Source organism: Pseudomonas sp. W3I7 (assembly GCF_030816095.1).
GTDB lineage: Bacteria > Pseudomonadota > Gammaproteobacteria > Pseudomonadales > Pseudomonadaceae > Aquipseudomonas > Aquipseudomonas salomonii.
On sequence record NZ_JAUSXP010000001.1, the window covers coordinates 4,004,097 to 4,018,213 of the forward strand.

Genomic DNA, 14,117 nt, shown 5'->3' on the forward strand with positions numbered 1-14,117 from the left:
GGGAAGTCCCCAGGCTCAAAGTCCCCATGATAGCCACCTGCACGCCGTCCTGCATGGGTCATCATTGCGCAACATAGCCGCGCTATGGTGCGCGCAGGCGAACCAAAGAGCCGATTCACACTCTTAACTGCGCCATGACGGTGAAAGGAAGACACCCCGTAACACTCACAGGTTAAACCGCAGCACGCCGGATGCGTCGCTGGGGCCAGGCTTGCCCGCCTTAATCGCTGCACTGAAGACTCGAACCTACAATGACAATCAAGCCTCTGTGCCTTGCGCAACGTCTTAAACGTTATGCCTACATCATGTTGCCGCTGTCGCTGGTGGGCGGCGCCATCGGCCTGACTCTGGAATCTCGAATCAGCCGCGCCGCGCCGGTGGACGGTGTGCAAACCCTGGTGTTCCTGCGCCACGGCGAAAAACCCGTTGGCGGCCTCGGCCAGCTCAATTGCCAGGGCCTGAATCGCGCAATGAACCTGGCCACCGTGCTGCCGGAAAAATTCGGCAAGGCCAATTACGTGTTTGCGCCCGACCCGACGCGCAATGTCGAGGAAGGCGAGCAGGACAATTCCTACAGCTACATTCGGCCCCTGATGACCATCAGCCCCAGCGCCATCAAGCTTGGCCTGCCGGTGAACATCAAGTACTCCGCCAATGACACCCACGACCTCGCCGATGAACTGGTGGAAGACAAGTACCACAACTCAATCATCTACACCGCCTGGTCCCACGGCTATCTGCCGGAGCTGATCAACCGGGTGGCCAGTGAAGCCTCGGGTGAAAAACACACCATCACCGACGATTGGTCGGGCGGCGATTACGACACGCTCTATGTACTGACGCTGACCTGGCATAACGGCAAGGCTTCACTGCTGAGCCGCAACTACAGGCAAGGCCTGGATAACGGTCAGCAGACATGCCCGGATGCAACCCAAGTGAGCGCGGATATCTGAAACCCTGCAGATAGCGCCTACGCTCCCGCGTAGGAATTCACTCCGTGACGCTCAAGGTGTTGGGGCCAGCGTCACGACGCAGAGCGTCTCAGCCTGCATTCCCACGCAGGAGCGCGGGAACGATCGGTGGTAGGCGCGTATGATGCCCCGCTATTGAATCATCTGCGGACCTGCACCATGCCCAACCTCATCTCCACCCAGCCCAACCGGGGCTGGTCGTTCTGGTGGAAACCAGCGCTGTTCGTGTTGGTGGCCTGCATCGGCCTCTATTACGTGAAATGGTCGCCCTACTACCTCAAGGCCTTTGTCGCTGCGGATAACCACAGCATCGGCGCCTCGATTCTCAACGATCAGCAAAGCTCACCCTGGGCCGCGGCACTGGCCTATGCCCAGGTGTATTTCCTGGCGATCTGGAAAGCAGCCGTGCTGGCGGTGATTCTGGGTTCGCTGCTGCAAGTGTTGATCCCCCGTGACTGGTTGCTGCGCCTGTTCGGCCGCGCCGGGCTGGGTTCGACCGTGCGTGGCGGGCTGTTCGCCTTGCCGGGGATGATGTGCAGTTGCTGCGCGGCCCCGGTGGCAGCGGGCATGCGCCGTCAGCAGGTGTCGGTGGGCGCGGCGCTGGCCTTCTGGATCGCCAACCCGGTGCTGAACCCGGCAACGTTAGTGTTCATGGGCTTTGTACTCGGCTGGGGCTTTACTGCGCTGCGGCTGGTGGCGGGGGTTGTGCTGGTGGTGGGCGTGTCGCTGGTTGCACAACGCATTGCCCGTCCCGACCAAGTCCCGGAAGCGGCGTTGGACGCCGTGGCTGACGTGAGCCAGACCGAGTCGCAGCCATTTTTGAGCCGGTGGCTGCAGACTCTGTGGCAGCTGTTCTGGAGCACGATCCCGATCTATATTGTCGCCGTGCTGATTCTGGGCGCCGCACGGGTGTGGCTGTTTCCCCATGTCGACGGCGCCATGGCCAACAGCCTGGTGTGGCTGGTACCGCTGGCCATCGTCGGCACGCTGTTCGTCATTCCTACGGCAGCCGAGATCCCTATCGTACAAACCATGATGACATTGGGCATGGGCACCGGCCCGGCCGTGGCATTGCTGATGACCTTGCCCAGCGTGAGCCTGCCGTCGCTGTTGATGCTGCGCAAGGATTTCGACGCGCGGGTGCTGGTGACAGTGGCTGGGCTGACAATGTTGGTGGGGGTGGTGTGTGGGTTGATCGGGGCGGTGATTCTTTAGGCTTTGTTGTGGGGCTTAGGGCCTAATCGCAGGCAAGCCAGCTCCCACATGTTGATCTGTGAATGCAGTCAAATGTGGGAGCTGGCTTGCCTGCGAAGAGGCCCTCAAACCCACTGCATCACCCCCGCCTGGCAACCCGCTCGCGCAAGTACTCCACCACCGCGCCCTGCTCCCCGGCAAACTCGATCCGCGCGCCTTTGCTTTCGCGCTGGAACGCATACATCGGGTCGTAATACTCGCGCAACAAGCCTTCGATCCACACCCGGTGCAAATCCACCACACCGCTGCGCGCCTGCTCTGCCAGGGCTTCCTGCAAAATGGCCTGCAAGCGCTGGAAGCGTTCGCCACCCAGGCGCTTGTGGATGTTGGCCAGGCTCTGGGTCAGGCGCTCGGCGAACAAGGCCTGCCCGCTGTCGCCAAACACCTGGATAAATTCGGCGCAAAGATCAACCACGTAATCGCGCAAAATCCGTTCGACGCGGCCTTCAACACTGTCTTGCAGCCACACCATCGGGAAGGTCTGCATGCCCTTGTGCAACGGCAACGGCAAAGCACAGCTGCCGATCATGCGGCTTTCGTCCTCGACCACAAACTGTTCGATACCACCCGCGCGCTTCTTCAGCAGGTCGACCGCCAGGCGGTTTTCAAAGTCGATGTTGGACGGTTGCGCCGTGGCGCGCTTGCCGAAGCTGGAGCCGCGATGGTTGGCGTGCCCTTCAAGGTCCAGGGCATTGCGCAACTGGCCTAACACCTCGGTCTTGCCGGTGCCGGTCATGCCGCCGAGCAAGACAAAATCACACTCGGCGGTCGCCTGCTCCAGGGTCTCCAGCAGAAAGCTACGCATGGCCTTATAGCCACCGCCGACACGCGGATAGTCGATACCCGCCTCGCTCTTCAACCATTGCTGCACGATCTGCGACCGCATCCCGCCGCGAAAGCAGTACAGATAGCCGTCGGGGTTGGCCTGGGCGAACTGCGCCCAATGCTCGATGCGCTCGGCCTTGATGGCCCCGGACACCAACTCATGGCCCAGCACGATGGCCGCTTGCTGGCCTTGCTGTTTGTAGCAGGTGCCGACCCGCTGGCGTTCGTCGTCGGTCATCAGCGGCAGGTTGACCACGCCGGGGAACGCGCCCTTGGTGAACTCGATCGGCGCGCGGGTATCCATCATCGGCCGGTCGTTGAGGAAGATATCGCGGTAGTCGGTGATGTCAGTTGCCATCAAAACACCTCTACCGCGTGGGTCTGTCGCTCAACCAGTGCGCCGATCGGCTCAAGGTTCAGGCCCAGTTCGGAGGCGACGGTGTGAAATTCGGCGTCGCCTTCCGGGGTGACGGCGATCAGCAGGCCGCCGCTGGTCTGGGGGTCGCACAACACGCGCTTGTGCAGCTCCTGCAGACGCCCCAGCTTGCTTGAATAGCTGTCGAAATTGCGCAAGGTGCCACCGGGCATGCAGCCCTGGTCCAGGTAGTCCTCGATCCCGGCCAGGCGTGGGACCTTTGCGTATTCGATGCGGGCAGTGAGACCACTGCCGTCAGCCATTTCCACCAGATGCCCCAACAGACCGAAACCGGTCACATCGGTCATGGCGGTTACGCCGGCCAACTTGCCAAAACGGCTGCCAGGCTTGTTGAGCGTGCACATCCAGTCACGGGCCAGGCCGATATCCGCCTCGCGCAATTTGCCCTTTTTCTCGGCGGTGGTCAGGATGCCGATGCCCAGCGGTTTGGTCAGGTACAGCTGGCAACCCGCGGTGGCGGTGTCGTTGCGCTTCATATGGCGCTTTTGCACGATGCCGGTCACGGCCAGGCCAAAAATCGGCTCCGGCGCGTCGATGGAGTGCCCGCCCGCCAGTGGAATGCCGGCGGCGTCGCACACCGAGCGGCCGCCACGGATCACTTCGCGGGCGACTTCCGGCGCCAGCACATTCACTGGCCAACCCAGAATCGCAATGGCCATCAGCGGGTCGCCGCCCATGGCGTAAATGTCACTGATGGCGTTGGTGGCGGCAATACGGCCGAAGTCGAACGGATCATCGACAATCGGCATGAAAAAGTCGGTGGTGGAGACCACGCCGCGCTCGTCGTCGATGGCGTACACCGCCGCGTCGTCGCGCGAGGCGTTGCCCACCCACAGGTTGGGGTCGAGGTTCTGTGCGCCGCTGCCGGCGAGGATCACTTCCAGCACCTGGGGCGAAATCTTGCAGCCGCAACCCGCGCCGTGGCTGTACTGGGTGAGGCGAATCGGCTCGTTCATGGTGGACCTCAAGGTAACAAGTGGGCGGATTCTAACAGACAGCAAAAAGCCGGCTGGGCTCTTGTGAGCGCAGCCGGCTTTTGGGTTCAACGCTTACTGGCGGGCAGCGAGCAAACGCTTGTGGCGGTTACGCCGGGCAATGTTCAGGCATTCGATCGCCGCCGAGAACGCCATGGCCGCATACACGTAGCCTTTTGGCACATGGGCACCGAAGCCTTCGGCGATCAGCGTCATGCCGATCATGATCAAGAAGCCCAGGGCCAGCATCACCACGGTCGGGTTGTCGTTGATGAACTTGGCCAACGGTTCAGCCGCCACCAGCATCACGATCACCGAGACGACGACGGCGATGATCATGATCGGCAAGTGCTCGGTCATGCCCACGGCGGTAATGATGCTGTCGATGGAGAACACCAAGTCGAGCAACAGGATCTGCCCAATCGCGGCGGCAAAGCCGATGGCCACGGTGTTGCTGACGGAGGCCTTTTCCTCGGGCTCCGGATCCATGCTGTGGTGGATCTCGGTGGTGGCCTTCCACACCAGGAACAGGCCACCGGCAATCAGGATCATGTCTTTCCAGGAGAACGCCTGACCGAAGATCTCGAACACCGGCGTGGTCAACTGCACGATAAACGCGATGGTGCTCAACAGGCCCAGACGCAGGATCAACGCCATGCTGATGCCGATACGCCGCGCTTTAGCCCGGTGTTTTTCGGGCAGCTTGTTGGTGAGGATCGAGATGAAGATCAGGTTGTCGATGCCCAGCACGATTTCCATGACGATCAAGGTGGCCAGTGCGACCCAGGCGGTCGGGCTGGCGGCCAGTTGTAAAAGGTAGTCCATAGGTCAGTCCTGACGTTGTGCTGGGAAATTAAGCTTCTTTACGCTCGGTTTCAGATTGTTTTTCGGCCTGCTCAGCCTTTTTTTCAGGCTGGATCAAACCTTGGGTCGCTTCACTCAATGCCTGCTCGGCGGCCTTGTGGGTGTCATCGATGGCTTGTTTGGCCGATTCGGTGGCTTTGCCCAGCACCTGCTGCGCGCCCTTTTCGACTTGATCGCAGCCGCTGATCATCACCAATGAAAGCGCAAGCACGGACGCCGCGCCCAGGGAATTGAGTTTCATCATGTATTCCTCGTTAGAACCATTGGGTCCAAATAGTGGCCCCTCGATAGCGAGGCATTCTATGCAGCTGAACAGTTCAGTAAAATTCGTATTTTTCTCACGTATACTTCGATTTTTACGAAGTGTAGACCGCCATGCTCAATTATCGTCAGTTGCATTACTTCTGGGTGGTGGCTAAGACCGGCAGTATTGTGCGCGCCTGTGAGCAGCTGAACCTCACGCCCCAGACCATCAGCGGCCAGATCAGCCTGCTGGAGCAGACCTTTGGTATCGCGCTGTTTCAACGCGTGGGTCGCCAATTGGAACTCACCGAAGCCGGGCGACGGGCCCTGCCCTACGCCGAGCAGATGTTCCAGACCGGTAACGAACTGGAAGCCATGTTGCGCGCAGCACCCGACGAACAGCAGATCCTGTTTCGGGTCGGGGTCGCGGATGTGGTGCCCAAATCCATCGTTTACCGGCTGATCGCGCCGACCATGGAGCTGAGCGAGCCGATGCGCATCACCTGCCGTGAAGACAAACTCGAACGGTTATTGGCCGACCTGGCGATCCAGCGCCTGGACCTGGTGATCTCCGACAGCCCGATGCCCACGCATTTGGACATCAAAGGCTACAGCCAGAAACTCGGGGAGTGCGGCATCAGCTTTTTTGCCACTCAGGCGTTGGCTGACCAATACGGCGGCGATTTCCCACACTGCCTGCAGGGCGCGCCGTTATTGATTCCGGGTGCGGAAACGGTGGTGCGCAGCCGCTTGCAGCGCTGGTTTGCCGAGCAGCAGATCCAGCCGAGGATCATCGGTGAGTTCGACGACAGCGCGTTGATGCAGGCGTTCGGGCAGTCGGGCAGCGGGATATTTATCGCCCCCAGCGTGATTGCCGATGAGGTGGTGCGCCAATATGGCGTGGCGCTGATCGGCCAGACCGATGCGGTCACCGAGTCGTTCTACGCGATCTCGGTGGAACGCAAGATCAAGCACCCCGGCATCGTGGCGATTACCGAAGGGGCGCGGCGCGAGCTTTTTACCGCCCTGCCCTGACGGCAAGGTGGGAGCAGGTTTGCTCTGAAGAAGGTCTGTCAGTTACCGAATGCAGCGAACTGCATAGTGTCATCGCAGGCAAGCCAGCTCCCGAACTGGCGCTCCTGACCTGAATCCTACGCCCACCACAGGTCCAATGTGGGAGCGGCGGTCCGACGCTTCGACTTGCTCGCGAATGCAGTGGGCCAGTCAATATATCCAGTGACTGACACTCCCTCTTCGCGAGCAAGCCCGCTCCCACAGGGCTCAGACGCGGGCAGCCAGAGGTTTCGCGGTCATCAACCACAGCGCCAGCAAAATCGACACCAGGATAAACCCGGACGCCGCAAAGCCCAGGCTGGCAAGCCCCAGGGTGTCAATCACATGCCCACCCACCATGGCCCCCAGGCCAATCCCCAGATTGGCTCCGGCGATGTTCAATGACGCGGCAAACGCCGGGGCATGGGGCGCGGCTTTCATCAGGCGCACATGGCTGACCAGAAACATCGCCGCCTGGGTCACGCCCCACACCGCCATCGCCGCTGCCAGGCCAATGCTGGAGTGAATCGCCGGGACCACCGCGACCATGCCGGCGATCATGAACCCGCAGAACACCATGGACGCAATCAGCGGGTGACGGTCCACCGCACGCCCGCCAAGGGCGTTGCCGATCAGGCCCACCGCGCCAAAGCCCATCAGGCACCAACCCACCAGCGTGCCGTCGAAGCCGGCCAGGCGTTCGAGGATGTCCGCCAGGTAGGTGTATGCGGTAAACATCCCGCTGAACACCAGGATCGACAGCAGGATATGGCCCTGCATCAACGGGCTGCGCAGGATCTTGAACTGCGAGCGCAGGCTCACCTGATCGTTCTTGGGTGTGGTCACCGGCAGGTAGATAAACAGCAGCAAGGCCTTGGCCAAGGCGACCACGGCGAGAATGGCAAACGCGGTGCGCCAGCCGAACATATCGGAAATCAAGGTGCCTACCGGAATGCCGAACACCGTGGCGCAGACAATCCCGAAACCGATTTTTTCAATGGCCCGACCGGCAAATTCCGGCCCGACGATATCCACCGCCGTTTCACTCGACAAGGCCCAAAACACCGGCAAGCCCAACGCCGGAATCAAGCGCGCCAAGGCCATCACCCAGATATTCGGCGCCAATGCCGCCACGGTATTAGCCAGCGCAAACATGATCAGGATGCAGATAAACAGGCGCTTGCGCTGGAACCGAGCGAAGTATGCCGTCAGGAACGGTCCGAACGCCGCCACGGTAAACGCGAACAACGTCACCAGTAACCCGGCCTGGGACACACTGACGTTCAGGTCGCGGGCGATCGACGGCAGCAGCCCGACAATGATGAATTCTGTGGTCAGCACGGTAAAACCGGCGGCCGACAGCAGCAGGATAGGGAACAACATGAAAACTCCAGAAACGACGACATCAACGACAGCCCGAAGGGCTCGCTGACAGAGAGGAAAGATGAGAGGCGGCAATCTTAACAGAATAGGTCTTGGCCTGGCCAAACCCTACAGGTGCGGGTGACGGAATGCCGCACCGAATGGGACGCTTCCTACAGCATGTTAGACTTTGGGCCTGCTTCCTACGGCGCTATCTGCCTGCAATGCTGCGTCCTACTAAAAAAACTAGAGACAACTGTTTATGACTGCTGCCCCTTCCCTGCTGCAACGACTGATGCGCGTCAGCCTGGTCACCCAAATTGTCATCGGCCTGCTGGCCGGTATCCTGCTCGCCCTGTTCTTGCCCGAGGCGGCACGTGCCACCGGGTTTATCGGCAAGGTGTTTGTCGCCGCGCTGAAAGCCGTTGCACCGATTCTGGTGTTTGTATTGGTCATGGCGTCTATCGCCAACCATAAACATGGCCAGGAAACCCATATCAAGCCAATCCTGTTCCTGTACCTGCTCGGCACCTTTGCCGCTGCCGTCGTCGCGGTGGTTGCCAGCATGCTGTTCCCGTCGTCTTTGGTGCTGGCCACCCATGACGCCACCGTCAGCGCCCCCGGTGGCATCGGCGAAGTGCTGCAAAGCCTGCTGCTGAGCGTGGTGGATAACCCCGTAAGCGCGCTGATGAATGCCAACTTCATCGGCATTCTGGCCTGGGCCATCGGCATGGGCATCGCGATTCGCCATGCAGGTGTTACCACTCGCACGGTGCTGGACGACCTGTCCAACGGCGTCACTTTGATCGTGCGCGTGGTCATCCGCTTTGCGCCGCTGGGCATCTTCGGCCTGGTGGCCTCGACCCTGGCCACCTCAGGTTTCGGCGCCCTGCTCGGTTATGCCCACCTGCTGGTGGTGCTGATCGGCTGCATGCTGTTCGTCGCGCTGGTGATCAACCCGGCCATCGTGTTCTGGAAGCTGCGCCGCAATCCTTATCCGCTGGTGCTGATGTGCTTGCGCGAAAGCGGCATCACCGCGTTCTTCACGCGCAGTTCGGCGGCGAATATCCCGGTGAACCTGGCGCTGAGCAAACGCCTGGGCCTGCATGAAGACACCTATTCGGTGTCGATCCCGCTGGGCGCCACCATCAATATGGCCGGCGCGGCGATTACCATCACCGTGTTGACCCTGGCCGCCGTGCACACGCTCGGTATTGCCGTGGACATGCCAACCGCCGTGCTGCTCAGTGTAGTCGCGGCGGTATGCGCCTGCGGCGCGTCGGGTGTGGCCGGTGGCTCGTTGCTGCTGATTCCCTTGGCGTGCAGCCTGTTCGGCATTCCCAGCGAGATCGCCATGCAGGTGGTGGCCGTGGGCTTCATCATCGGTGTGCTGCAGGATTCGGCGGAAACCGCGCTCAACTCGTCCACCGATGTGCTGTTCACGGCAGCCGCTTGCCTGGGCAAGGAAGAGCAAACGGCTTAAACATAAGGCGTAAAAAAGCCCGGGGCGTTCACAAGAACGACCCCGGGCTTTTTTGTATCTGGATGCTTAGAAAGCGCCCATGTAATCGCGCTTGCCCACTTCCACACCGTTATGGCGCAGCAAAGCGTAAGCCGTGGTGACGTGGAAGAAGAACTGCGGCAGGCCGTAGGTCAGCAGGTAGGACTGGCCGCTGAAGCGCTTCTCTTTCGGCGTGCCTGGGCGGGTGATGATTTCGATGCCTTCCTTGCCGTCGATTTGCTCAGGCTTGATGGTGTCGACAAATGCCAGCACCTTGGCGATCAGCGCTTGCAGGTCGGCGAAGGTCACTTCGCTGTCTTCGTACTTCGGTACTTCGATTTCGGCCAGGCGCGCGGAAACACCCTTGGCGAAGTCGACGGCGATCTGCACCTGGCGCACCAGCTGGAACATGTCCGGGAACAGACGCGCTTGCAGCAAGGCGTTGGGTTCGATGTTCTTGGCGGTGGCGTGGGCTTCGGCTTTGTTCAGTACATCGCTCAGGGCGTTGAGCATTTGCTTGAAAACCGGGATGGAAGCGGCGTACAGGGAAATAGTCATGACAGTCTCACGGTAATGGCAGGGTTTGAACCAGCGGCGATTATAGCCATGCCTGCGGCTTGTCTTTTATTTTTTCAGGATTAGGCTAGTGAGCTTCACTGCATAGGGAAAGCGCGATGACTGCCGAGCACGACACCGACACTGCTGAGCCACGCCTGAACAGCACGGAAATCCGCATCCTGGGCTGCCTGATCGAAAAACAGGCGACCAACCCGGAAACCTATCCGCTCACGCTCAATGCGCTGGTGCTGGCCTGCAACCAGAAGACCAGCCGGGAACCTGTGACCAACTTGAGCCAGGGCCAGGTCGGCCAGAGCCTGCGGGTGCTCGAGGGCCAGGGTTTTACCCGCCTGGTCATGGGCAGCCGCGCCGACCGCTGGGAGCACCGGGTGGACAAGGCGCTGGAGCTGGTGCCGGCCCAGGTGATTTTGATCGGGCTGCTGTTTTTGCGTGGGCCACAGACCGTCAACGAACTGCTGACCCGTAGCGGGCGCATGCATGATTTTGAAGACGCCGAACAGGTCGTGCACCAGCTCGAACGCCTGATTGCACGCGGGCTGGCGGTGCTGGTGCCGCGCCAGGCGGGGCAACGGGAAGACCGCTATACCCATGCGTTGGGGGATCCGGCGGATATTGAGGCGATTATCGCGGCACGCGCAAGCCCGGTGGAGCGTTCGGCCGGCGGGGTTTCGGTGGAGCGTATTGAGGAGCTTGAAGCCAGGATTGCAGCGCTGGAAGAGCGCCTGGCCCAGCTGGAACAGGCTTAATTGGATTAAAAATGTGGGAGCGGGCTTGCCCGCGATTACGGTGGGTCAGTGATGTATAAGGCGGCTGACACGCCCTCATCGCGGGCAAGCCCGCTCCCACATTTGGATCTGCGCAGCGCTTTAGGTTCGGGCAAAGGCCACCGCCGCCTCAAATTGCTCTTGCGTCGGCCGCACACCGGTGTACAACACAAACTGCTCCAACGCCTGGATCGCGATCACTTCCAACCCGGTAATCACCCGTTTGCCTTGGGCACGCCCGCGCAGGATCAACGGCGTTTCCGCGGGGATCGCCACCACATCGAACACAGTCTCAGCAGCGTCCACAGCGTCGGCGTCAAAGGCCAACTGGTCCGCTTCTGCCCCGCCGGTCATGCCGATCGGCGTCACGTTGACCAGCATCTGCGGGCGCAACTCGCCCAGTTCTGCTCGCCACTCATACCCCAGGCTTTGCGCCAACGCCCGGCCCGCTGCTTCATTGCGCGCCACAATCACGCCGTTGGCATAACCACCGTCACGCAGGGCACTGGCCACCGCCTTGCCCATACCGCCGCTGCCACGCAGGGCAAAGGTCGAGTCTTTAGGCACCGCATGCTTTTTCAACAATTGTTCCACCGCAATGTAGTCGGTGTTGTAGGCCTTGAGATGGCCGTCGGTGTTGACGATGGTGTTGAGGGAGGTGATGGCCTTGACTGAAGCGTCCAGCTCATCCACCAGGGCGATGCTGGCTTCCTTGAACGGCATGGACACCCCGCAACCACGGATTCCCAGCGCCCGGATTCCGCCGATCGCACCGGGCAAATCCTGGCTGCTGAAGGCTTTATAGTAGAAATTCAGCCCCAGTTGTTCGTACAGATGGTTGTGAAATCGCAAGCCAAAATTCCCGGGACGCGCCGACAATGACATGCACAGTTGGGTGTCCTTGTTGGGGTGCATCTGCATGGAAAACTCCTTTGAGTAAGCAAATCGGTACAGACCTTACACAACCTTTACCTAGCGGCGGTGCTGTTTTTCAGAAATACGTTGTCTTAAAAGTATCCCCGCGACAATCCTTGAGTCTATTGATTGCAGACCACAAGCGCAGGGGCTAACCGAGGAATGACCATGATTCGTAAAATCCCCAAAATCGCCTTGCTTATCGGCGCACTCGCTATGGCAGGCCAAGCCTCCGCCCACGGTGGTGGTTGGGGTGGCCCGGCCATATTGGGTGGTTTGATCGGCGCAGCCGTTGTCGGCTCCGTAGTTGCCAGCCAATCCCAGCCGGTCTACGTGCAGCAACCGGTGTATGTGCAGCCGCAACCGGTGTATGCCGCGCCGCCGCCGGTCTACTACGCACCACCACCGCCGGTGTATGTGCAACAGCGGGTTTACTACCGCCCGGCGCCGGTCTATTACGGCCCACCGCGCGGCTACTACGGCCCTCCCCACGGTTATTATGGCCGCGGCTGGTAATACGCAGTCACGCTGGAAATGAACAGACCTCGCCCACACGCGGGGTCTTTTTTTGCCTGGGTTTTGCCTGAGCTTTGCCTGAAAAGCCCGGTTTTATCATGCCAAGGTCGCTATGAGGACAATGCTCGAGCCGCAATCCCACATCATGACGGTCAAATGTCCACTTGCAAGACCTGGGCCTGCGCTGTCATGTTTACGTCACCCAACGGTCTCACTATCAAGCGGTCCACCCAATAACAATTAAGGACGACTGAACATGCCCACGCAAAACCCGCACCGCACCGCTGGCCTGTGCACGTCCAGCAAGGTTTACAGCGCACTCACCGAACTCAAGCACCTTGAGGGCCACCGCAGCGCAAAATTTCTCGCGCTGCTGGCAGAAAACCTGGTGCGCAAAGGCCTGCTCAGCGAACAGGAAGTGGTGAACATGCTCGACCAAGTGGTCGATTGACGCCTGGCGTTAATGTTGACTATCGAGATGGGTGATTTTTCCTACGCGCTATCAGCCCGTAAGGTGACCCCCATAGCCATTGGAGGTCCCTATGTCCACTGTTCAAATCATGTCCGTTGTCGGCAGTGCCGTCCCCGCCCCACTCCGGGAGCTTGGGGTGTTGGCCTGCTGGTATGTGGTGCGCGATGGCGAAACCATCAGCGGCCCGCTCACCTCGCTGTCCGCTGCGCAACAAGAGCAACAGCAGGTGTCGAACTTCAGGCTCCATGCGTGAAGCTTCAGGCCTGAAAACTCACGTCAGAAAACTCACACCTGAAACCTCACACCGGAAACCTAGGGCAATGGCAGCTTGACCCGCGGCTTGCTTTCGACGAACAACGCCCAGCTGGACATAAACAGCGCCGCCACCAGCGGCCCGATCACAAAGCCATTCAAGCCAAACACTGACAGGCCGCCCAAGGTCGAGATCAGGATCAGGTAATCCGGCATCTTGGTGTCTTTGCCCACCAGGATCGGGCGCAATACGTTGTCCACCAGCCCGATCACGAACACGCCGAACAAGCCCAGTACCACGCCCTGCCAGATCGAGCCGCTCAACAGGAAGTAGGCCGCCACCGGCCCCCATACAATCCCTGCGCCGACCGCCGGCAACAACGACAGAAACGCCATCAATACCGCCCAGAGCAACGCGCTGGGAATGTCCAGGAACCAGAAGATCAAACCGCCCAGCGCACCCTGGGTCACGGCGACCAGCACGTTGCCCTTGACCGTGGCGCGCACCACCCGATTGAACTTGAGTTGCAACCGGCGCTTTTGCGGCTCGGCCAACGGCACCGCCGTACGCACTTTGCGCACCAGTTCCGGGCCGTCACGCAGCAAGAAAAACAACAGGTACAGCATGATGAAAAAGCTCACCAGGAAATCAAACGTGCCCTGGCCGAAGCTGAACGCCTGGGTGGCAAAGAACTGGCTGCCCTGCATCGCGCTCTTGACGATCTTTTCCCGCAGGCCCTCCAGGTTGCCCATGCCGAAGCGGTCGAGCAGGTGCTGGAAGTACGGCGGCAGGAAGTTCTTGAACTGTTCGATATAGCCCGCCACGTCCAACTTACCGCTTTCGATATTTTTGTAGAGGGTGGCGCCCTCTTGCACCAGCAGCACGCTGGTGATGATCACCGGCAGAATCGCAATCACCAGGCACACCGTCAGCGTCGCCAGCGATGTCAGGTTGCGGTTCCAGCTGAAGCGTTGCTGCAGGCGCCGCTGCATCGGGGCGAAGATGATGCCAAGGATAACCGCCCAGAACACCGCGCCGTAGAACGGCAGCAATATCCAGATAAAGGCGATGGTCACCAGGACCAGCAATAACAGCAGGGTTTTGAATTGAAGGTTGGTTTGGTTCATGTCCGGTC

The 14,117-nt window shown here is 60.3% G+C and carries 16 protein-coding genes; 8 read left to right on the forward strand and 8 right to left on the reverse strand.

The features are described 5' to 3' along the window. The first annotated feature begins 251 nt into the window (after positions 1-251). Together QF043_RS18405 and QF043_RS18410 are read left to right on the forward strand one after the other, a co-directional pair. Positions 252-953, forward strand: coding sequence for a histidine phosphatase family protein (locus tag QF043_RS18405; protein ID WP_307419674.1), 702 nt, complete (start codon positions 252-254; stop codon positions 951-953). A 177-nt stretch (positions 954-1,130) separates the two neighbouring features. Beyond that, positions 1,131-2,186, forward strand: a complete 1,056-nt coding sequence (locus QF043_RS18410; protein ID WP_307419676.1) for a permease — start codon at positions 1,131-1,133, stop codon at positions 2,184-2,186. Between the two features lie 118 nt (positions 2,187-2,304). On the opposite strand, the gene mnmH is transcribed toward QF043_RS18410, so the two are convergent. The 4 genes from mnmH to QF043_RS18430 all read right to left on the reverse strand — a co-directional run bounded on the left by mnmH (position 2,305) and on the right by QF043_RS18430 (position 5,565). Beyond that, entirely contained in the window at positions 2,305-3,408 is a 1,104-nt protein-coding gene (gene mnmH, locus QF043_RS18415; RefSeq protein WP_307419677.1) for a tRNA 2-selenouridine(34) synthase MnmH, read from the reverse strand. Beyond that, positions 3,408-4,442, reverse strand: coding sequence for a selenide, water dikinase SelD (gene selD, locus QF043_RS18420; RefSeq protein WP_307419678.1), 1,035 nt, complete (start codon positions 4,440-4,442; stop codon positions 3,408-3,410). The genes mnmH and selD overlap by 1 nt, the downstream gene beginning before the upstream one ends. A gap of 93 nt (positions 4,443-4,535) precedes the next feature. Further along, positions 4,536-5,285 carry a TerC family protein gene (locus QF043_RS18425; protein ID WP_307419679.1) on the reverse strand — a complete coding sequence of 250 codons (750 nt, stop codon included), beginning with the start codon at positions 5,283-5,285 and terminating at the stop codon, positions 4,536-4,538. A 28-nt stretch (positions 5,286-5,313) separates the two neighbouring features. Continuing rightward, positions 5,314-5,565 (reverse strand): hypothetical protein, encoded by a 252-nt coding sequence (locus tag QF043_RS18430; protein ID WP_307419680.1) that lies wholly within the window; start codon positions 5,563-5,565, stop codon positions 5,314-5,316. 134 nt (positions 5,566-5,699) lie between these two features. Between QF043_RS18430 and nhaR the strand changes: the two genes are divergently transcribed. Further along, positions 5,700-6,602, forward strand: a complete 903-nt coding sequence (nhaR, locus tag QF043_RS18435) for a transcriptional activator NhaR (RefSeq protein WP_065912365.1) — start codon at positions 5,700-5,702, stop codon at positions 6,600-6,602. Between the two features lie 246 nt (positions 6,603-6,848). Here the strand turns inward: nhaR and QF043_RS18440 are convergent, their stop codons facing one another. After that, entirely contained in the window at positions 6,849-8,003 is a 1,155-nt protein-coding gene (locus QF043_RS18440) for an MFS transporter (RefSeq protein ID WP_307419681.1), read from the reverse strand. 241 nt (positions 8,004-8,244) lie between these two features. Between QF043_RS18440 and sstT the strand changes: the two genes are divergently transcribed. Further along, positions 8,245-9,465, forward strand: coding sequence for a serine/threonine transporter SstT (gene sstT, locus QF043_RS18445; RefSeq protein WP_307419682.1), 1,221 nt, complete (start codon positions 8,245-8,247; stop codon positions 9,463-9,465). 66 nt (positions 9,466-9,531) lie between these two features. On the opposite strand, the gene QF043_RS18450 is transcribed toward sstT, so the two are convergent. Continuing rightward, entirely contained in the window at positions 9,532-10,041 is a 510-nt protein-coding gene (locus QF043_RS18450) for a DUF1993 family protein (protein ID WP_053255427.1), read from the reverse strand. 116 nt (positions 10,042-10,157) lie between these two features. Here QF043_RS18450 and QF043_RS18455 point away from each other — a divergent pair, with 116 nt between their 5' ends. Beyond that, positions 10,158-10,808, forward strand: a complete 651-nt coding sequence (locus QF043_RS18455) for a YceH family protein (protein ID WP_307419683.1) — start codon at positions 10,158-10,160, stop codon at positions 10,806-10,808. Between the two features lie 120 nt (positions 10,809-10,928). Here QF043_RS18455 and QF043_RS18460 read toward each other — a convergent pair whose 3' ends face one another. After that, on the reverse strand, positions 10,929-11,747 hold the full coding sequence (locus QF043_RS18460) for a shikimate 5-dehydrogenase (RefSeq protein ID WP_065912355.1): 819 nt from the start codon (positions 11,745-11,747) through the stop codon (positions 10,929-10,931). A 156-nt stretch (positions 11,748-11,903) separates the two neighbouring features. Here QF043_RS18460 and QF043_RS18465 point away from each other — a divergent pair, with 156 nt between their 5' ends. From QF043_RS18465 to QF043_RS18475, 3 genes are all read left to right on the forward strand, one after another. Next, positions 11,904-12,257: a hypothetical protein gene (locus QF043_RS18465; RefSeq protein WP_017135284.1), complete on the forward strand. Its 354-nt coding sequence runs from the start codon at positions 11,904-11,906 to the stop codon at positions 12,255-12,257. Between the two features lie 256 nt (positions 12,258-12,513). Next, the gene (locus QF043_RS18470; protein ID WP_010211349.1) at positions 12,514-12,708 is read left to right on the forward strand and encodes a hypothetical protein; all 195 of its coding nucleotides are present in this window, start codon (positions 12,514-12,516) and stop codon (positions 12,706-12,708) included. Positions 12,709-12,799: 91 nt separating this feature from the next. After that, positions 12,800-12,982, forward strand: a complete 183-nt coding sequence (locus QF043_RS18475; RefSeq protein WP_307419686.1) for a hypothetical protein — start codon at positions 12,800-12,802, stop codon at positions 12,980-12,982. A 59-nt stretch (positions 12,983-13,041) separates the two neighbouring features. On the opposite strand, the gene QF043_RS18480 is transcribed toward QF043_RS18475, so the two are convergent. Next, complete coding sequence (locus QF043_RS18480) at positions 13,042-14,109, reverse strand: AI-2E family transporter (protein WP_065912354.1); 1,068 nt, start codon at positions 14,107-14,109, stop codon at positions 13,042-13,044. Between the last annotated feature and the right edge of the window lie 8 nt (positions 14,110-14,117).